General features: G+C 51.8%; 18 protein-coding genes and 1 pseudogene. 1 reads left to right on the top strand and 18 read right to left on the bottom strand.

The features are described 5' to 3' along the window. The 15 genes and pseudogenes from ACT53G_RS03295 to leuC all read right to left on the bottom strand — a co-directional run. A pseudogene (locus ACT53G_RS03295) lies at positions 1–457 on the bottom strand (SPOR domain-containing protein); the annotation flags it as partial. A gap of 62 nt (positions 458–519) precedes the next feature. Then, complete coding sequence (gene folC, locus ACT53G_RS03290; protein WP_476168700.1) at positions 520–1,815, bottom strand: bifunctional tetrahydrofolate synthase/dihydrofolate synthase; 1,296 nt, start codon at positions 1,813–1,815, stop codon at positions 520–522. Continuing rightward, the gene (gene accD / locus ACT53G_RS03285) at positions 1,815–2,681 is read right to left on the bottom strand and encodes an acetyl-CoA carboxylase, carboxyltransferase subunit beta (protein WP_476168699.1); all 867 of its coding nucleotides are present in this window, start codon (positions 2,679–2,681) and stop codon (positions 1,815–1,817) included. The genes folC and accD overlap by 1 nt, the downstream gene beginning before the upstream one ends. A 50-nt stretch (positions 2,682–2,731) precedes the next feature. After that, a complete protein-coding gene (gene trpA, locus ACT53G_RS03280) occupies positions 2,732–3,532 on the bottom strand; it encodes a tryptophan synthase subunit alpha (protein ID WP_313989032.1) in 801 nt (266 codons plus the stop codon). Positions 3,533–3,611: 79 nt separating this feature from the next. Further along, positions 3,612–4,814: a tryptophan synthase subunit beta gene (trpB, locus tag ACT53G_RS03275; RefSeq protein ID WP_338657548.1), complete on the bottom strand. Its 1,203-nt coding sequence runs from the start codon at positions 4,812–4,814 to the stop codon at positions 3,612–3,614. Positions 4,815–4,836: 22 nt separating this feature from the next. Continuing rightward, the gene (locus ACT53G_RS03270; RefSeq protein WP_476168698.1) at positions 4,837–5,484 is read right to left on the bottom strand and encodes a phosphoribosylanthranilate isomerase; all 648 of its coding nucleotides are present in this window, start codon (positions 5,482–5,484) and stop codon (positions 4,837–4,839) included. A gap of 16 nt (positions 5,485–5,500) precedes the next feature. Then, positions 5,501–6,289, bottom strand: a complete 789-nt coding sequence (gene truA, locus ACT53G_RS03265) for a tRNA pseudouridine(38-40) synthase TruA (RefSeq protein ID WP_476168697.1) — start codon at positions 6,287–6,289, stop codon at positions 5,501–5,503. Between the two features lie 77 nt (positions 6,290–6,366). Further along, positions 6,367–9,339, bottom strand: coding sequence for a motility hub landmark protein FimV (locus tag ACT53G_RS03260; RefSeq protein WP_476168696.1), 2,973 nt, complete (start codon positions 9,337–9,339; stop codon positions 6,367–6,369). A gap of 209 nt (positions 9,340–9,548) precedes the next feature. After that, positions 9,549–10,661, bottom strand: coding sequence for an aspartate-semialdehyde dehydrogenase (gene asd / locus ACT53G_RS03255; protein WP_476168695.1), 1,113 nt, complete (start codon positions 10,659–10,661; stop codon positions 9,549–9,551). Between the two features lie 63 nt (positions 10,662–10,724). Beyond that, on the bottom strand, positions 10,725–10,847 hold the full coding sequence (locus ACT53G_RS03250; RefSeq protein WP_313989020.1) for an entericidin A/B family lipoprotein: 123 nt from the start codon (positions 10,845–10,847) through the stop codon (positions 10,725–10,727). Between the two features lie 34 nt (positions 10,848–10,881). Further along, a complete protein-coding gene (locus ACT53G_RS03245; protein WP_194746843.1) occupies positions 10,882–11,376 on the bottom strand; it encodes a YajQ family cyclic di-GMP-binding protein in 495 nt (164 codons plus the stop codon). 103 nt (positions 11,377–11,479) lie between these two features. Next, on the bottom strand, positions 11,480–11,791 hold the full coding sequence (ppnP, locus tag ACT53G_RS03240) for a pyrimidine/purine nucleoside phosphorylase (RefSeq protein WP_194746844.1): 312 nt from the start codon (positions 11,789–11,791) through the stop codon (positions 11,480–11,482). 107 nt (positions 11,792–11,898) lie between these two features. Further along, positions 11,899–12,963 carry a 3-isopropylmalate dehydrogenase gene (leuB, locus tag ACT53G_RS03235; protein WP_476168769.1) on the bottom strand — a complete coding sequence of 355 codons (1,065 nt, stop codon included), beginning with the start codon at positions 12,961–12,963 and terminating at the stop codon, positions 11,899–11,901. Between the two features lie 177 nt (positions 12,964–13,140). Further along, positions 13,141–13,779 (bottom strand): 3-isopropylmalate dehydratase small subunit, encoded by a 639-nt coding sequence (leuD, locus tag ACT53G_RS03230; protein ID WP_194746846.1) that lies wholly within the window; start codon positions 13,777–13,779, stop codon positions 13,141–13,143. A gap of 12 nt (positions 13,780–13,791) precedes the next feature. Then, positions 13,792–15,198, bottom strand: a complete 1,407-nt coding sequence (gene leuC, locus ACT53G_RS03225; protein WP_476168694.1) for a 3-isopropylmalate dehydratase large subunit — start codon at positions 15,196–15,198, stop codon at positions 13,792–13,794. Between the two features lie 150 nt (positions 15,199–15,348). On the opposite strand from leuC, the gene ACT53G_RS03220 reads away from it, so the two are divergent. Further along, on the top strand, positions 15,349–16,137 hold the full coding sequence (locus ACT53G_RS03220; protein ID WP_194746848.1) for a helix-turn-helix transcriptional regulator: 789 nt from the start codon (positions 15,349–15,351) through the stop codon (positions 16,135–16,137). Between the two features lie 22 nt (positions 16,138–16,159). Here ACT53G_RS03220 and cimA read toward each other — a convergent pair whose 3' ends face one another. The 3 genes from cimA to argF form a co-directional block, all read right to left on the bottom strand. Then, positions 16,160–17,740 carry a citramalate synthase gene (gene cimA / locus ACT53G_RS03215; protein WP_476168693.1) on the bottom strand — a complete coding sequence of 527 codons (1,581 nt, stop codon included), beginning with the start codon at positions 17,738–17,740 and terminating at the stop codon, positions 16,160–16,162. A 5-nt stretch (positions 17,741–17,745) separates the two neighbouring features. After that, the gene (locus ACT53G_RS03210) at positions 17,746–18,969 is read right to left on the bottom strand and encodes an argininosuccinate synthase (RefSeq protein WP_275355048.1); all 1,224 of its coding nucleotides are present in this window, start codon (positions 18,967–18,969) and stop codon (positions 17,746–17,748) included. A gap of 267 nt (positions 18,970–19,236) precedes the next feature. Next, positions 19,237–20,151: an ornithine carbamoyltransferase gene (gene argF / locus ACT53G_RS03205; protein WP_476168692.1), complete on the bottom strand. Its 915-nt coding sequence runs from the start codon at positions 20,149–20,151 to the stop codon at positions 19,237–19,239. Positions 20,152–20,163: the final 12 nt, after the last annotated feature.

Below are 20,163 nucleotides of genomic sequence, written 5' to 3'. Positions count from 1 at the left end.
CTTTGGGTTCAACTTTGGGTTCAACTTTGGGTTCAACTTTGGGTTCAACTTTGGGTTCAACTTTGGGTTCAACTTTGGGTTCAACTTTGGCAACGACAGGCTCGGCAGTCACAACAGGCGCCGCTTCGACTTTCGCAGGCTTTGGTGTTTCTGCTACAACAGGGGCAGACGCTGCGGACTCGGTCGCAACGGGTTTTACACCTTGAGTGGGAGTGGGTTCATTGCCTGCAGGCGCGGCTTCATTATCAAGCACAACTTCATCTTCTGGCAGCTCTAAAATCGGTTCCCGGGTCGCCTGGCGGTTTACCACAGTGATTTCGACATTTTCCTGGCTGGTATCCACGACTCTGTCCTTGAGCACGAACGGCAGGATAATCAGCATCAGAATTACCAGGGTGACCGCACCCACTAACCGCCTGCGGGCAGTTTTCTTGAGCAACAGCTCATTTTCAGTCAAAGCATCTCTCGCCATAATGTGTTGAAGTTCTCACTCAGCAGATTTCAAGTGCAGGACGCTCTCTAGCAGCCCCACTGATCAGGCGTTAATTCAAGGATTGCGGCCACGGTAAAAAAGGAACCGAATACGATAATTTTATCATTTTTCGCTGCTTTCTTATAGGCGCTTCGCAAGGCATCTGGCAACGTGGCATATGTATGCAGCCGATCAGGCGCAACCTGATGGGCCAGATATGTGTTTAACTCTTGAATGTCTGCCGCGCGCGGATGCGCAATCGGGGCAATATGCCATTCGTCAAAGACATCGTGCAGGATATCGACAACACTGGCGATGTCTTTGTCAGACAACATGGAAAACACCGCGATGACGCGTCCACCACCGGTACTAAGCTGCTGGAGATTATCACGCAAGGCACGCGCAGCATGTGGATTATGGGCGACATCCAGAATAATGTCGGGGGAGCGTTGCCAATACTGAAAACGCCCGGTCACTTCGGTGTCTATTAGCGCCTGTAACATGACCGAAGAAGTTACTGGCAACTGTGATTGCAATGCACGTACGGCAAAAATTACATTGGCGGCATTATTCCATTGGTAGCGGCCATACAAACGCAAACTGGCAATATCCAACACGCCGAACGCATCTTCATAATGCGCGAATTGTGACTCGCGGATGTCTATCTGGTAGTCACTACCGTAGCGGTATAACTTAACGCCCAATTGTTCTGCATAGGCAAGCAAGGACAGCGGCGGTTCGGCGTCGCCGCAGATGGCGATCTGCTGAGCCCGGTAGATGCCAGCCTTCTCGCGGCCAATCAATTCACGCGTATCCCCTAGATACTCCATATGGTCCAGGTCTACATTGGTGACAATGGCACAGGCGGCATCGACGATATTCACGGCATCCAGGCGTCCGCCCAAGCCGACTTCCAGCACCACGACATCCAGCGCCTGTTGTTCAAACGCCCATAAGGCCGCCAGCGTCCCCATTTCAAAATAGGTGAGCGTGATATCGCCCCGCGCCTGCTCGACGGCGGAAAAGGCCTGGCATAAGCAATCATCAGCAATGACTTGCCCGTTGAAGCGAACGCGCTCCTGATAGTGCACAAGGTGTGGGGAAGTATAGCAGCCGACCTGATAACCGGCCGCAGTATAAATGTGCTCCAGCATGGCACAGGTCGAGCCTTTGCCGTTGGTGCCACCCACCGTAATGACGGTGAATGGAAAAGTGAGCTGTAATCGCTGCGCAACGGCTTGCACCCTGCCCAAGCCCATCTCAATAGACTTGGGATGCAATGACTCAATATAACCGAGCCAATCCTCAACCGTTTGCGGATGCTCGGGTATCACAGTGGACATCAGGCAGCTTTGGCAATGTTCAACAAGCTGGATAACACCTGGCTTAATTTGCCACGCATTTCACGACGGTCGACGATCATGTCAATCGCACCATGCGTCAGCAAAAATTCTGCACGCTGAAAGCCCTCTGGCAAGGTTTCACGTACTGTTTGTTCGATCACACGCGGGCCTGCAAAGCCGATCAAGGCATTCGGTTCGGCGATAACCACATCCCCGAGCATGGCAAAACTGGCAGAAACCCCACCCATGGTCGGATCAGTCAACACCGACACGTAAGGCAAGCCTGCTTCGGACAACTTGGTCAATGCCGCACTGGTTTTGGCCATTTGCATCAATGAGAGCAAGCCCTCTTGCATGCGCGCACCGCCACTGGCAGAGATACAGATAAAGGCACACTTCTGCTCGATGGCTGCTTGTACCCCACGCACAAAACGCTCACCAACAACGGAGCCCATAGAGCCGCCCATGAATTTAAATTCAAACACGGCAGCAACGACAGGCACGCCTTCAATCGTTCCGCGCATCACAATCAGTGCATCTTTTTCTTTGACATCACGCTGGGCAGTCTTCATCCGCTCGGCGTAGGTTTTACTATCCTTAAACTTGAGTGCGTCCACGGGGGTGACATCGGCACCAATTTCAACGCGCCCCGCTTCATCCAGCAAGACGTTCAAACGATCACGCGCGCCCAGACGATGATGATGTCCACATTGCGGACAGACTTCCAAGTTCGCGTCCAGATCGGTCCGGTATAACACGGTCTGGCAGGCATCACATTTATGCCACAAGCCCTCGGGCACGTTACGCTTCTGTACCGAGCCTACCGCACGTTTAATCTTTTGGGGAATCTTGTCTAACCAACTCATAACTTCTCCTACTGATAGATGACGATCTCTGAATACCTGTTCATCACAGCTTAAACAGAGTCAATCGCAGTACGTAATTCTTTTACCAAGGCTTGTACATTTGCCTGCAAGTTTGCCGCATCGGATTGTTCAATCGCCAACACCATCCGGCTACCGACAACCACCGCATCGGCAATCGCGGCCACTTCACGCGCGGTGGCCGCATCTTTCACACCAAAGCCTACACCTATGGGCAAACTTGTCTGTTGACGAATTTCAGCCACGCGTTTTTTCACTTCAGTGATATCCAGGTTGGCCGCACCAGTTACGCCCTTCAGCGAAACGTAGTAAAGAAATCCAGTCGCCTGTTTCACAATCAGCTCGGTACGTGAAGGCTCTGTCGTCGGAGACAACAGGAAAATGCTGTCTATCTCTGCAGCTGCGAGCGTTTGATTGAACGTATCACACTCTTCAGGCGGATAATCCACAGTCAACACGCCATCGACACCTGAGGCTTGCGCCAATGCAACAAATTCTGCAGCGCCCATGGCTTCAATGGGGTTAGCGTAACCCATCAGGATAATCGGCGTCTGCTGATTGGTTTCCCTGAAGGTCTTCACCATGCCCAGCACTTTACGCAAGCCCATTTTGTGCACCAACGCGCGCTCACTGGCACGCTGAATGACGGGGCCATCCGCCATCGGATCAGAAAAAGGGACGCCAAGCTCGATCATGTCTGCGCCAGCAGCAACCATCGCATGCATTAAAGGCACGGTCTGATCGGGGTGCGGGTCACCTGCTGTGATATAGGGGATCAATGCTTTTTTGTTTTGCGCCTTGAGCGAGGCAAAAACCGATTGAATACGGGACATAAGAATCTGTGTTTTTAAGGGTTCAGAAAATGAAAGATGCACATGCGCCAGAGAGGTCTTTCTCCCTGGCGGCTGCGCATCACAATGTAATATTGGCCAAGCTTGCGACGGTGTTGATATCTTTGTCGCCGCGTCCAGACAAGTTCACTAACACAACCTGATCTGGTGACATGGTTTTGGCTAACTTTTCAGCATAAGCCAAGGCATGACTGGACTCCAGCGCGGGGATAATGCCTTCGGTACGGCACAAGTTATGGAAGGCAGCCATGGCTTCATCATCCGTAATGGCCACATACTCGGCGCGCTTGATGTCTTTCAACCAGGCATGCTCAGGACCCACACCGGGATAATCCAGGCCGGCAGAAATCGAATGCGTTTCTATGATGTTGCCGTCTTCATCCTGCATCAGATACGTACGGTTGCCATGTAAGACACCGATTGGGCTGTTTGCAGTCAAAGGTGCGGCATGCTGGCCAGTGGTCAAGCCATGACCACCCGCCTCTACGCCAATCAGGCGTACGCCTTCTACATCAATATAGGGATAGAAGATCCCCATCGCGTTGGAACCACCACCAACACAGGCCACCACAGCATCGGGCTGGCGACCCAGCATTTCCTGCATCTGCTGTTTGGCTTCCATGCCGATCACAGCCTGAAAGTCCCTGACCATCATCGGGTAAGGATGCGGGCCGGCAACGGTACCAATGATGTAAAACGTATCCGAGATATTGGTCACCCAGTCACGCATGGCTTCGTTTAAGGCATCTTTGAGCGTCTTTGAGCCACTTTCAACCGGCACAACGGTCGCTCCCAGCAGCTTCATGCGGAACACGTTAGGCGCCTGGCGCTTCACATCTTCCGAGCCCATGTAGACCACACATTCCAGGCCCAAACGGGCTGCAATCGTAGCTGTAGCCACGCCGTGTTGACCGGCCCCGGTTTCGGCAATCACGCGTGGCTTACCCATACGTTTAGCCAACAAGGCTTGACCTATCGTGTTATTGATTTTATGCGCGCCCGTGTGATTCAGGTCTTCGCGCTTGAGGTAAATTTGAGCGCCACCGACTTTGTCGGACAAACGCTTGGCATGATAAATCGGGCTGGGGCGACCGACGAAATGCTTGAGATCATAAGCAAACTCAGCCAGAAATTCAGGGTCGTGACGGTATTTTTCATACATCAGGCGCAGTTCTTCCAACGCCTCGACCAAGGTTTCAGCTACAAAAACCCCACCAAAAGGACCAAAATGGCCACGCGCATCTGGCATATCATAGACTTGCATGTATTACTCCGTATCTATCTCGTTACTCAAACCGCCCATTATGTACAGCATCTGCCTGCACGACCTGCCGCATGAATGCAGCTATTTTTTGTGGGGACTTTATCCCTTTTTGTACTTCCACACCGCCGCTAATATCCACGGCATAGGGTTGAACCTGCTCAACAGCTTGCGCCACATTCTCTACTTGCAATCCGCCAGCGAGAATCAAGGGCTTTTGCATCTGCAACGGGATCAGTGACCAGTCGAAGGTTTCGCCGGTTCCGCCCACAGCCTTTTCAGAATAGGTATCCAGTAGCAAAGCGTTCGCAGAAGCAAAATCAGACTCGCATTGTATCAAATTTACCCCTGGTTTGACGCGGATTGCCTTGTAATATGGCAGATTAAATTGCGCGCAATCCTGCGCAGACTCATCGCCATGAAACTGCAAACAATCCAGACCGGTCGTGACAATCACCTGGCGCACCTCGTCGGCTGGCGCATTGACAAACAATCCCACTTTACTGACAAATGGAGGCAACGCAGCCACAATCGCCCTTGCCTGCTCAGCGCTCACCGCACGCGGACTGGGCGCGTAAAATACAAACCCCAACGCATCTGCGCCAGCAGCGATCGCCGCCAGCGCATCCTCTAACCGGGTAATCCCGCAAATCTTAACTCTGGTTCTTCTCATGTTGTTCAGTCAGGTTTCAATCCGTGTTGAATGCATCCCAATCGGCACTGCATGGCGGCAATTGCCAGGCGGCCTCATATTGAACGCCGGTAAAATACAGACCATCGGGCATGAAGGTGGGCGGAGCAAGCCGTCTATCCCGATGTTGCAGCAGCTCGGCAAACGCTGAGACATCCAGCTTCCCTTGTCCAACATAGATCAAGGCGCCGACCATATTACGGATTTGATGCTGCAAAAAAGCATTGGCCTGAAAGTGAAAAATCAGGTAACGCCCCTGCGCCTTAAGCGCTGCCTGAGAGAGGGTGCGCACCGGGCTACTGGCCTGACACTCACTGGCCCTAAACGCACTGAAATCATGCTCGCCAAGCAGGGTTTGCATAGCCTGCTGCATGGCGGCAACCGCCAGTGGCCGATGATACCAGCCTACTCTTCCATGCTGACTCGCAGGCGCAACCGGGTGGTTATATAGCACATACTGATAACTGCGTGCCCGTGCACTAAACCTGGCATGAAAATCATTAGCGACTTCGCTTGCCCACAATACACGTACCCAAGGCGGCAAATGTGCATTACTGCCACGCACCCAGGCACTCAAGGGCCTGGCCACAGCAGTCTCAAAGTGGGCCACTTGCATCAATGCATGCACCCCGCTATCCGTCCGTCCCGCCGCATGCAAACGCACCTGTTCGCCTGCAACCAGCGCAATTGCGCGCTCTAATGCATCCTGTACCCCGGCACCATTGGGCTGACTTTGCCAGCCCTGAAAGTGAGCGCCATGATATTCTATGCCAATCGCAATTTTCATGGCGCCTAGTATAAGGGCTGAGTGCGATAACGCCTAATCAAGGCACACAAAAACAAGGCCGGAAACCCGGCCTTTGATTATGCAATTTTCTCGAGTAACTCACTGGCGCGTTGCCGCTGGCGTTCACCACCTTCTGCCATCACCTCTTCGATCAGTTCTCTGGCACCAATGACATCTTCCATATCAATATAGGCCTGAATCAAATCCAGCTTGGTATTGACCTCTTCGGGCTCGTCGACCGGATCTTCGGCTGGCGCAGGCACTGCTTCGCTCACATCCAGGGAAATCTCAGGAAACTCAGCTTCAGGAGCAGCAGCCTCTGGCGCAACGGGCTCATTCAATGAGGCCACCGGAGCTTCCATATCCAGATCGTCCAATGACAAGTCCTCAGGATCATTTCCGGCTGCATCGTTAGGCCCACCCAATTCCAGAGAGAGCTCCGGCAGCGACTCGAATACAGCGTCTTCATTGGACAATGCAGGCTCGCCACTGACTGAATTAGCAGGCGCGGCAAATGGCGCCGCAGTCTGTTCAGCATCATCCAGATTGAGTGATGGCAAATCCAGTGATTTTGGGGTCAACTCAGCCTCGGCACTGGCGACCTGCAGCGCAGGGTCGGTAGCGGCTGCCTCATTTACAGAATCTGCCACATCTTCAAGCCCAGTGCTGTTGAGAGTTGACACTTCCGGTTCAGCTGCAACACGCTCGGGCGCGGTGAATGACAACGGCTCATCCTCGAGCGTTAATGCTGTTGCGCCAGGCTGTGCAAGGGTTTCTTTTGCAACATCAGTTTCAGCCAACGCAGCTGGCTCAAAAACCAATGGCTCGTCCTCCGCTTGTTGGCTCATACCAATGGCAGCCTCAGCCTCATTTTTCTCAGTTTCGGCGACCTCATTATTCTGAGACGTTTCAACAGGCTCGCCTGAAGCCGAGACCGCTGCATTTGCAGACTCAAACTCTAAAGCGGGAGCCTCAAAATTGAAATGGTAGCCTTCTTCATTTTGGGCGGGAGCAGAGGGTTCAATTGCACTGGCAGCATTGGCATTGCTATCCTCCGGTGCACTGACGGGCTCTGCACTGACCTGATATAGGCTGTTTTCAGGGTCCAGCTTCTGTCCCATGGCCGTCACTTTTGCCCAGGTACTGTCAGCCGGCCCCAGCTTGGCATAAAGATCACTGGCCAACGACTCAAATGCGCCTTTATTCGCGCTTGCCTGATAAATTTCCAGCAGTTTAAGTTTGAGCTCATGGCGGTCAGGATCTTTTTGAATGGCATCTTTGAGGATTTCTTCGGCCTGCGCATCGCGGCCATAGGCCATATACACCTCAGCCTCGGCAATCGGATCAACATCATGAGAGTCAATCATGCCGCCTACCCCACTCTGCGAGAAGTCGGTCAGAAATGAAGTGTCGCCCGAAGCAGCCGCTTGTGTATCCCCGAACACTGTATTGTTTTGCATTTCAGTGGCCGGCGAGGTCACAATCACGTCTTCAAAGTTATCAATCTGCTTTTTACGACGAATACGGATCACAGCCCAAATGCAAAGCAAGATAGGCAATCCAATCAAGGCAAATGGCAAGACAGGGTTAATTGACTTCAGACGCTCAAGCAACACGTGCATAAATGAGGGTTGGGTGGTCGCAACTTCAGGCGCAGGCTCAACCGGTGGTGCCGCTGGCTTGTTTTCTGCAACAGTGCTGGGTGACTCGGTTTTAGCCGGCTCAGTTTTCTCACCAGCGGCCTTATCTGCTTCTGCTTTAGCCGGGGCAGAGGTTGTAGATTCTGACTTGGCTGGTTCAGGCTTAACTGGCTCGGTAGCCGTTTTATTCTGTTCAGCGTTGGATGCAGACGCTGCCTGCGCAGCATTTTTTTCAGCCTGTGCCATGGCATTGCTTTTCATTTCCACGAGCTTTTTCATGTCGGCCACTTGTTTCTCAAGCGCTGCAGCACGTGCTTGCTCTTCTTTGATCGCATTCGCTTTGGCGGTCGCGTCCTCTTGTGCAGCAGTCGCGGAGGCCTTACTGTTGGCCTTGTCAGTCAACGAAGTCGATTTTTCGTCACCTGCCGAAAGCTTTAACACATCCTTGGCTGGCTTGGACTGTGGCAATGGTTTGTCACCCGCACTGCCAATCTTGCCTGCAGATTGTTGAGTGTTGCCACCGGTCTGGGCAGGCGCACTTTCCTTAACCACTTTGCCCAGCGTATTTTTATAAGCTAGCCAGTTGGCCGTATGCTCAGCCACCACTTGCTGCGCTTGCTTGCGACTCAGACGCTCCAGGCTTGCCTGGTCAGGCAGACGAATGATTTTACCTACCTTGAGACGGTTCATGTTTTTACCGTCAAAAGCGTCCTGATTGGATTGATAAAGCGCAGCCAGCATTTGATCCATGCTGACATTTTCTGGCTTCATCTGGCGCGCGATGGCATATAGCGTATCACCACGCTCTGTCGTCAACGCTTGCGCCTCAGAGGCAGTGTCTTGAGCCGGTGATTTAGGCTCGACTTTTTTGACCGCTGGCTTGGCTGCAGTCGGCGCCTTCGCACTCCTGTTTTCTGCAGGACGGCTCTCAGCGGCCACGGCTGGCGCAGGTTGAGCTTCTGGCTGTTTCACCGTGGGCGTCGCCGCAGCTTCGGCAGCATAATTAGAGTTAAAACCGGGCGGGTCTAACAGTAAGGTGTACTCTTTTACCAGGCGACCGGTCGGCCAGTCTACCTGGATCAGCATGTCCAGGAAGGCTTCTGTAATCGGTTGTGTACTGCTCAACTTGAGGATAGGCAGGCCTTTTGTATTATTGCCAACCTCAATTTTGATGAATGGATAAGCCGCAGGCTTTTCCAGCATTTGATCCTGATATACCTGCTCACTGGCAAGCGCAGCTTGAATGCTGCTCAACTCTGCAGGCGTGACGGCCAACAGCTCGATTTCAGCATTGAGTGGTTCCCCCAGTTTTGAGCTGGACGTGATGGTACCCAATCCGGCAGCATGCGCTGACATGGCAGCACCCAGACTCAAGGCAAAGGCTATTTTTTTTAATTGAATTTTACGCACCGATTCACCCTTTTTTCATTCATGGCTTTTGTCAAAATAGCATCATTCAGACAGCCACGCAAGCGCGTGCAGACGGCTTGCAGGCAATAAATACACTGTTTTTAGTATCTCGCATCCATTAAACACTAGCCCCAAAAAAGCAAAAGCCCGAAAAGACTATGATTTCATTGATAAATCATAGCTTTACGGGCTGCTACTTCACAAACTACTTAAGCTTCTACCAAAATTCTTAACATGCGTCGCAATGGCTCGGCGGCACCCCACAATAACTGGTCGCCGACTGTAAACGCGGACAGATATTCGCCACCCATTGCCAGTTTGCGCAAACGCCCCACCGGCGTGGTCAACGTGCCGGTAATCGCCGCTGGCGTTAACTCACGCATACTCACTTCGCGTTCGTTGGGAATCACCTTTGCCCAGGGGTTGGCTTCCGCCAGCATCTGGTTGATCTCATCGAGCGGCACATCTTTGCGCAGTTTGAGCGTCAAAGCCTGTGAATGGCAACGCATGGCGCCAATGCGCACACACAAACCATCAATCACAATCGGATTTGCCGAGCGCCCCAGAATCTTGTTGGTCTCAACGCCCCCCTTCCACTCTTCCTTGCTTTGACCATTGCCCAAATCCTTGTCTATCCAGGGAATCAGGCTACCGGCAAGCGGCACGCCAAAGTTGGATTGCGGTAGCGCCTCACTGCGGATGGTATCGGCCACCTGTTTGTCGATATCCAGAATCGCAGAAGCAGGATCGGCCAGCAAGTCAGCCACAGAGGCATTGACCACGCCCATTTGCGTAATCAATTCACGCATATTTTGTGCACCGGCACCAGACGCAGCCTGGTAGGTCATGGACGTTGCCCACTCAACCAGATCGGCCTTGAACAAGCCATTGAGCGCCATCAACATCAACGAAACCGTGCAATTGCCGCCTATCCAGTTGTTTCCGCCATTCGCGAGCGCATCTTTAATGACATGCATATTGACCGGATCAAGAATAATCACGGCATCGTCTTCCATACGCAAGGTCGAGGCAGCATCAATCCAGTGACCGTTCCAGCCGGCAGCGCGCAATTGCGGGAACACTTCACTGGTGTAATCGCCGCCCTGGCAGGTGACAATCACCTCCATCTGCTTCAATGCGTCTATATTTTTCGCATCTTTAAGCGCGGGAGATGATTTACCCACATTGGGTGCTGCACCGCCTGCTTGCGAGGTGGTGAAAAACTGCGGTTCGATATCCGCAAAATCATTTTCCTGACGCATGCGTTGCATCAGCACAGAACCCACCATGCCACGCCAGCCTACAAACCCTACCTTCAACATATTCAACCTTTATTGTTAACCGCACAGCCGTGCGGATAAACGCAGATAATTTTGATTCAACCCTTATTTGGTTGACTTTTGCACGGCTTCGCCAGCCTTTTCCAGATCCTTGCCCATGCCGTCAATGGTATTACAGGCCGCCAAGGTCAATGCAGTGATTACACCCAAAATTAACGTTTTAAACATCATCCTCTCCTCAAATGACTGATGCTTATCGTCATCAGTCTCTAAAGTTACCAAATTTCAACGGAAAATCAGTAATACTCTTTTTCACAAATGCAATCGCCTCTTGCAGGACGTCTCGCTTCGCCCCATTCACGCGCACGGTGTCGCCCTGAATGGTGGCCTGGACTTTCATGCCACTGTCTTTAATCAGCTTGGTGATTTTTTTGGCCAGGTCGCTATCAATGCCATCACGCACAATCAACTCCTGCTTGACCTTGTTACCAGACACCTTTTGCACATCCTTGTGCTCCAGTCGCTTGGAAGACTCTGGCTCTTTTTTTTCCATAGCTGGCAGCAAAATATCTTTCACCTGATCCAGCTGAAAATCATTATCCCCAAACAAAGTGATCACTTTGTCTTTCTCGTTAAACTCGATGTTGGCCGAAGTGCCTTTAAAGTCATAGCGATTGGTAATCTGCTTGCTGGCAGCATCAATCGAATTCTTCAAATTAACCATATCGACTTCGGATGTAATATCAAAGCTAGGCATTTTTTTAAAACCTCACAAGCGATGGCAGGACAAGGCGGAAGCGCGCAGGCAGTACATTTAGTACGACCAGCGCGACCAACGCAGTCATGCCGAGCAATCGCAATTATTCGAAGTGGCAGACGTAGTCTACGGTCTCTACTGTTTCAATCTCAAAACTGGAATTACCCGGTACCGTGAATTTCTCACCGCCCTTGTAGGTAGTCCAGTTTTCCTCGCCTTTCAGGCGTACCTTGCAAACACCATCGTTGATTTCCATCAACTCCGGGGAGCCTGTATTAAAGGTCAATGTACTCGGAAAAATTACGCCTACGGTACACCGCGTGCCATTCGGGAACAGCACGGTGTGACTCACACATTTGCCATCAAAATAGACATTAGCTTTCTTTTTTACACTGACATTATCAAATTGCGCCATTTTTAAATTCCTGTTTAATTTCAATACGCTGCAAAACAAGCAAAGGACTATATCACAGCTAAATCTGCGCGAGCGTGATGAAATTACATCCGCCCGCGCAACCCGTGTTACATGGCCGCTACGATTTGGTCGCCCATCTCGGAGCATGACACGCGTTTGGTGCCTTCTTCGTAGATGTCTCCGGTACGGTAGCCCGCTGCCAGGACCTTTTTCACCGCATTTTCAATGCGGGTGGCGGCAGCTTCATTATCAAAGCTGTAGCGCAACATCATGGCCGCAGACAAAATGGTCGCAATCGGGTTAGCCAGGTTCTTGCCGGCGATATCCGGTGCAGAACCGTGTGATGGCTCATACAGGCCTTTTTTGCTCTCGTTCAAGGATGCAGAAGCCAGCATACCAATTGAACCAGTCAGCATGGAGGCTTCATCAGACAGGATGTCACCAAAAATGTTACCAGTCACCATCACGTCAAACTGTTTCGGGTTGCGAATCAGCTGCATGGCGGCATTGTCCACATACATATGGCTCAACTCGACTTCCGGATATTCTTTCGCTACATCGATCACGATTTCTTTCCAGAACTCGGTGGTTTCCAGCACATTGGCCTTGTCTACTGAACACAGTTTTTTCTGGCGCTTCATCGCAATCTGGAAAGCGACGTGCGCAATACGGCGGACTTCTGGCTCACTGTAAATCATGGTATTAAAACCTTCGCGCACGCCCTGCTCGTTGGTGCGCATGCCGCGTGGCTGACCAAAATAGACGTCACCGGTCAGTTCACGCACAATCATGATATCCAGACCAGCCACCACTTCAGGTTTCAGCGTAGAAGCGTTGGCCAACTCTGGGAACAGCACCGCTGGACGCAAGTTGGCAAACAGACCCAAGTCTTTACGAATCGCCAGTAAACCGCGCTCTGGACGCAATGGACGGTCCAGGGTGTCATACTGTGGGCCGCCTACCGCGCCCAACAAAACAGCATCCGCTGCACGGCAAACTTTTTGCGTAAACTCTGGATAGGGATGACCGAACTGGTCATACGCCTGACCACCCAACGGTGCCTCGGTGAAGGTCATTTCGAGACCTTCTTTGTGCAACACATCCAGTACGCGCAGGGCTTGTTTAATAATTTCCGGGCCGATGCCATCGCCTGGCAACACTGCAATATTCAATGCCATTATTTTTTCCTAACTATATATACAATCTCAATAAAAACGATGAAAAACCGTCGCGAGCGATGGCGTGGCTAGGCGCTCGGAGCGCAGAAACCGGAATGTACACTGATTACATAAGGATTTCGAGCACCGCGCAACAACGCCAATTCATTTTGTCGCAGATGAATTACGTTTTTATGCGAACAACCAGGGTTGTGCAGCCTTATGTTTCTCTTCAAACGTTTTGATTTCATCTGCATGCTGCAAGGTCAGGCCGATCTCATCCAGGCCATTGAGCAAATTGTGCTTGCGTGTCGGTGTAATCTCAAAGCTGAATGACTGGCCAGAAGGCGTGGTCACGGTTTGCGCTACCAGATCGACATTCAGCGTATACCCTTCATTGGCAAAGCATTCTTTGAATAACTGATCTACCTGCTCGGCAGCAGCCACGATGGGCAAAATACCGTTTTTATAGCAGTTATTAAAGAAAATATCGGCAAAGCTGGGCGCAATAATGACGCGGAAGCCTTGGTCTTCAATCGCCCATGGCGCATGCTCACGTGAAGAACCGCAGCCAAAGTTGTCACGCGCGAGCAGGACTTGTGCACCTTGGTAACGCGGCTGGTTCAAGACAAAGTCCGGATTTAATGGACGCGTACTGCAATCCATACCAGGCTCGCCATAGTTGGTATAGCGCCACTCGTCAAACAAATACGGGCCAAAGCCAGAGCGTTTGATTGATTTTAAGAACTGCTTGGGAATAATCGCGTCAGTGTCCACGTTGGCTCGATCCAGCGGACAAACCAGCCCATTCAAGGTAGTAAATGCTTTCATAATGTTCTCCTCTTAGGCGCTACGCACGTCAACAAAATGACCGGCAATCGCAGCAGCTGCCGCCATTTCAGGGCTGACCAAATGCGTACGTCCGCCCGGACCCTGACGGCCTTCAAAGTTACGGTTAGAGGTTGAAGCGCAACGCTCACCAGGGCTCAAGCGGTCTGAGTTCATGGCCAGACACATGGAGCAGCCAGGCTCACGCCACTCAAAACCAGCCTCAATAAAAATCTTGTCCAAGCCTTCAGCTTCGGCCTGACGTTTCACCTGACCAGAGCCCGGCACCACCATCGCCAGTTTGATATTGCTGGCCACTTTTTTACCTTTGGCGACGCTGGCAGCGGCACGCAAGTCCTCAATACGCGAGTTGGTGCAGGAACCAATAAAGATTTTATCGAGCTGAATTTGCTCAATCGGGGTATTGGCAGTCAAGCCCATGTATTTAAGCGCATTTTCAATACTGGTACGTTTGGTTGCATCGGCTTCCTGGGCAGGATCAGGCACAGTGGAGCCGATGGGCAGCACTTGCTCAGGCGATGTCCCCCAGGTCACTTGCGGGGCAATCTCTGCACCGTTCAATGTTACGATGGTATCAAACTCGGCATCGGCGTCGGACTTGAGGGTGCTCCAGTAAGCCACAGCTTGCGCCCAATGCACGCCTTTAGGCGCATGCAGGCGACCTTCAAGGTAAGCCGATGTTTTCTCATCCGGGGCCACCAGGCCCGCACGAGCGCCGGCTTCAATCGCCATGTTACACAGCGTCATGCGGCCTTCCATGGACAAGCCACGGATCACTTCGCCGCCAAACTCAATCGCGTAACCCGTACCGCCAGCGGTTCCGATTTTGCCGATAATCGCCAGCGCCACGTCTTTGGCCGTCACGCCTTTGCCCAATTGGCCATCGACTTTCACCAGCATGCGCCTGGATTTTTTCGCGACCAGGGTTTGTGTAGCCAAGACATGCTCAACCTCTGAGGTACCGATGCCGTGCGCCAACGCGCCAAAGGCACCATGAGTTGAGGTATGGCTATCGCCACAGACCACGGTCATACCAGGCAAGGTCGTGCCATTTTCAGGCCCAATCACATGAATAATGCCTTGGTCTTTGTTTTTAAAAGGAAAATACACCAAGGCACCAAACTCTTTGATGTTGTTATCCAGCGTTTCCACCTGCAAACGGGACACTGGATCTTCAATGCCTTTGTCCCAGTCTTTGGTCGGTGTATTGTGGTCAGGGTTAGCCACAATGCTGGAATTACGCCATGGTTTACGCCCGGCCAAACGCAAGCCTTCAAAAGCCTGTGGGCTGGTCACTTCATGCACCAGATGGCGGTCAATGTAAATCAGACAGGTGCCGTCTGCTTCTTCACGCACCACATGCGAATCCCATAATTTGTCGTACAGCGTTTTACCTGCCATGACAGTTCCTTTCAAACCACACAAAATAAATAACCTGCGCAGAATACCTAAGTTTCAATACCCTTACAAGAATATGATTTATACTAGTATTGAAACTACCACTTTAAACAGCCGCTGCACACGCAAGCAATTGATGCTCAACAGGAAAAGATGGATTCAAGACGCCAGGAACTCGCAGAATTTTTACAAGCCATGCGCCAGCGTGGCAGCCCGGAAGCCTTTGGTTTTCCGTCAGGCGTTCGCCGTCGCACCCAAGGGCTACGACGCGAAGAAGTGGCTCAATTGGCAGGGATCAGCGCTACCTGGTACACCTGGATAGAGCAAGCGCGCGAAGTCAATGTGTCGGCCGAAGCCCTGGACCGCCTGGCCAATGCACTCAAACTGAGCAAGTCTGAACGTAGCTATCTGTTTGACATGGCTGACCGCCGTGACCCGCATGCACACCAGAACCAAGTTGATACGGCGCCGGAAACCCTGGTGACCATGCTGAAACACATCCAGATTCCGGCGTACATCATGGGCCGCACCTGGGACATGTTGGCCTGGAATACCGCAGCAAGTGATTTGTTTAGCGGACTACTGGATATTGAGTGGCCTGCTGGCGAACACCCTAACCTGCTACGCTTTGTGTTTGCGCATCCGGCGGCAAAACAGTTTGTAGTGAACTGGGACATGCGCGCGCGCAGACTGGTGGCAGAATTCAGAGCGGACAGCCGCACACGGCTGGAAGAGCCTGAAATCAAGAAACTCATCGACGAACTGAGCAATGCCAGTGCAGAGTTTGCAGCATTCTGGAAACAGCATGATGTGCTGGAAAGACAAGGCGGACAGCGCGCCTTTCAACATCCGACGCAAGGCTTGATTCAATATCAGCAGGTGACGCTACGTCCGGTAGAACAGGAACACCTGAAACTGGTGTTGCTGCAACCTGCAGACTAATCAGCGTTCGGGTTTGCTGCGCTTATGGGCTTGTCCGCGATTGCGACAACTTGTATTCAATCGCATCCTTCAAGGCCAGCCAGGATGCCTGGATGATGTCAGAAGAAACACCGATGGTCGTCCAGTTGCTTTGCTGATCGGTAGACTCAATCAGCACGCGTACCTTCGCTGCCGTGGCCAGATTGGAATCCAGCACCCGCACTTTGTAATCCACCAGCTTGATTTCATTGATGGCCGGATAAAACGGCTGCAGCGCCTTACGCATGGCCTTGTCCAGGGCATTCACGGGACCATCACCCTGAGCGGTTGCGCTGGTTTCCTGGCCATTCACGCTGACGTGTATCGTCACCGAGGAATTCAACCCATCTGCTGACGGTTCGTAAATATTGACATGGTATTGCTTGAGGCTGAAAAACGGCTTGAATTTGCCCAGCAATTTCTGCATCAGCAAGTCAAACGAGCTCTCGGCATTTTCAAACTGATACCCTTCATGCTCCAGTGCTTTCAGCTGTTCCAGGATATTCACTGCCGCTTGAGACTCTTTGGTCAGGCTAGGATCAATTTGTTGCAACTTGCGCAAAATCGCCCCGCGCCCCGCGACTTCAGAGACCAGAATATGTCTCTCATTGCCAACCATGCCAGGGTTGATGTGCTCATAAGATTTCGGATTCTTATTCACTGCATCAATATGCATGCCGCCCTTGTGCGCAAAGGCATCCTGCCCGACATAAGGTGCCTTGTCGTTAAACGCAACATTGGCGACTTCACTGACAAAGCGTGCGGCGGCCGTCAACTCGGATAATTGCGACTCTGAAATACAGGCCAAACCCAGTTTTAGCTGCACATTGGGGATAATCGACACCAGGTTGGCGTTACCACAGCGCTCACCGATACCGTTGATGGTGCCTTGCACCTGCATGGCGCCAGCCTGTACGGCGGCCACCGAGTTGGCCACCGCCATTTCACAGTCGTTATGGCAATGAATGCCAATCTGCACTGCCGGGAAACGGTTCACCACTGTTTGCGTGATGCTGAATACCTCGTTCGGGAAAGTGCCGCCATTGGTATCACATAAGGCCAACACATCCGCCCCAGCGTCTACCGCGGCTTGCAATGTCTGCATGGCATAGTCGGCATTGGCTTGATAGCCATCGTAAAAATGCTCAGCGTCAAACACCACCTCTTTGCCTTGCGCCTTGAGGTAGGCAATGGTATCGGCAATCATGGCCAGGTTTTCGTCTAGCGTCGTACGCAGAATGTCAGTGACCTGGTAATCCCAACTCTTGCCAAAAATGGCCACCGCCGTTGTGTTGGCTGATAACAGCGACTGCAAATTCTTGTCTTCTGCTGCGGTAATGCCAATCCGGCGTGTACTGCCAAACGCAATAATTTTGGCATGCTGCAGATGGAGCTCGCCGACGCGTGCAAAAAACTCGAGGTCTTTCGGGTTAGAGCCAGGATTACCGGCCTCAATGTAGCCGATTCCCAACTGATCCAGACGCTGAACCACCTTGAGTTTATCCTCAACCGAAAAAGACACTCCCTGCGCTTGCGCGCCATCGCGCAAGGTAGAGTCATAGGCAATGACGCGTCGATGAGCCATAAGAATTATTTTTTACGGCTGTGCAAGTTGGCTGCAATACGCATGCGCAAAGCATTCAACTTGATAAACCCGCCCGCATCTTTCTGGTCGTAAGCGCCTTTGTCATCCTCAAACGTCGCAATGGTCGAGTCAAATAACGAGTCAGTTTTGCTGTCACGGCCAACCACAATCACGTTGCCTTTGTACAACTTCACGCGCACCCAGCCATTCACCGTCGCCTGGGTATGGTCGATTAAAGTTTGCAAAGCAACACGCTCTGGGCTCCACCAGTAGCCGTTATAGATCAGGCTGGCGTAACGTGGCATCAAATCATCCTTCAAGTGCGCCACTTCGCGGTCCAGCGTAATGCTTTCAATCGCACGGTGCGCTTTTAGAATAATGGTGCCGCCCGGAGTTTCGTAGCAACCACGGGACTTCATACCTACATAGCGGTTTTCCACCAGGTCCAGACGACCCACACCATGTTTGCCACCCAAGCGGTTCAGCTCAGCCAGAATCTCGTGTGCTTTCATGGATTTGCCATTAAGCGCAACAATGTCACCCTGTTTGAACTCAAGGTCCAGATACTCGGCCGCGTCTGGGGCTTTTTCAGGGGATACGGTCCAGCGCCACATGTCTTCCTCGGCTTCCGCTGCCGGGTCTTCCAGGTGGCGGCCTTCGTAGGAAATATGCAACAGGTTAGCATCCATTGAATAAGGGCTGCCCCCTTGTTTGTGCTTCATCTCGACCGGAATGCCATGTTTTTCAGCATAGGCCAGCAGTTTTTCACGGGACAACAGATCCCATTCACGCCATGGGGCGATAATTTTGATGTTGGGATTCAAGGCATAGGCACCCAGCTCAAAACGCACCTGGTCGTTACCCTTGCCGGTGGCACCATGCGAAATAGCATCCGCTTTAGTTTCGTTGGCAATTTCAATCAGGCGCTTGGCAATCAGCGGACGCGCAATCGAGGTGCCAAGCAAATACTCACCTTCGTAAACAGTGTTGGCACGGAACATCGGGAACACAAAGTCACGCACAAACTCTTCACGCAGGTCATCAATATAGATTTCGTTTACGCCAAATTTTTTGGCTTTTTCGCGCGCGGGCTCCAGCTCTTCACCCTGACCAAGGTCAGCAGTAAACGTGACCACCTCACATTGATAAGTGTCCTGCAACCATTTCAGAATCACGGAAGTGTCCAGGCCGCCAGAATAGGCCAATACGGCTTTTTTAATATCGCTCATTGAAGTTGTATTTCCATAAAAAATATTTTTACCTCACAGCTAACGAGATAAAGAGAAAATCTGTAAAAGCACTTGTTCTCTGTGACCTCTTTGTTCTCTGTGGCTAACACATGTTTTTGGCGTCACATTTGTTGTCACGCCAGTCTGGCACGCTTAATTTCAACGTCGTGTCAGAGTGAACCTATAAAAAACAATTTTTTGCCACAGAGATCACAGAGGGCAAGGAGAAAACCACCTTGAAACACTCTGGGTTTCTGTGGTGAAAAATCAAACTTTGCCCAACAACAAATATTCCATCAGCGCTTTTTGCGTGTGCAGTCTGTTCTCGGCTTCGTCCCAGACCACGCTTTGCGCGCCATCAATGACCTCGGCCGAAACTTCTTCACCACGGTGCGCAGGCAAGCAGTGCATAAACAAGGCATCGGCTTTTGCGACCTTCATCATGTCAGCGTCGACTTGCCAATCAGCGAAGTCTTTGCGGCGCTCTTCGTTTTCGGCCTCAAAGCCCATGCTGGTCCAGACATCGGTCGTGACCAGATCCGCGCCGAGAGCTGCCTCCATCGGGTCAGCAAATGACTCAAAATGATCCGTGCCGTACAAGTTAGCGCGCTCTGGTTCGACTTCATAGCCAGGCGGGGTCGACACATGCACATTAAAGTCCAGCACTTCTGCCGCCTGCAACCAGGTGTTACAGACGTTATTGCTGTCGCCAATCCAGGCCACGGTTTTACCCTGGATCAAACCTCTGTGCTCGATAAAGGTAAAAATATCCGCCAGGATCTGGCATGGGTGATATTCGTTGGTCAGACCATTGATCACCGGCACGCGCGAGTTTTGCGCAAAACGCTCAATGATGCTTTGCTCAAACGTGCGGATCATGACGATGTCACTCATGCGCGAAATCACCTGTGCCGCATCTTCTACCGGCTCGCCACGCCCCAGTTGCGAATCACGGGTGTTGAGATAGATGGCTGAGCCGCCCAGTTGCTGCATGCCAGCTTCAAAAGACAAGCGGGTACGTGTACTGGCTTTTTCAAAAATCATGACCAGCGTGCGATCGACCAGCGGCCAATATTGCTTGTAATCCTTGAATTGCGATTTAATCCATTTGGCACGGGTAAAGATGTGCTCTATCTCGTCGCGTGTCAGGTCATTAAATTGCAAAAAATGTTTAATACTCATGATGTGTAGACG

Source organism: Methylophilus sp. DMC18 (genome assembly GCF_056314005.1).
The sequence above is the reverse complement of the archived record's forward strand: the minus strand, read 5'-3'. Positions and strand labels throughout refer to the sequence as shown.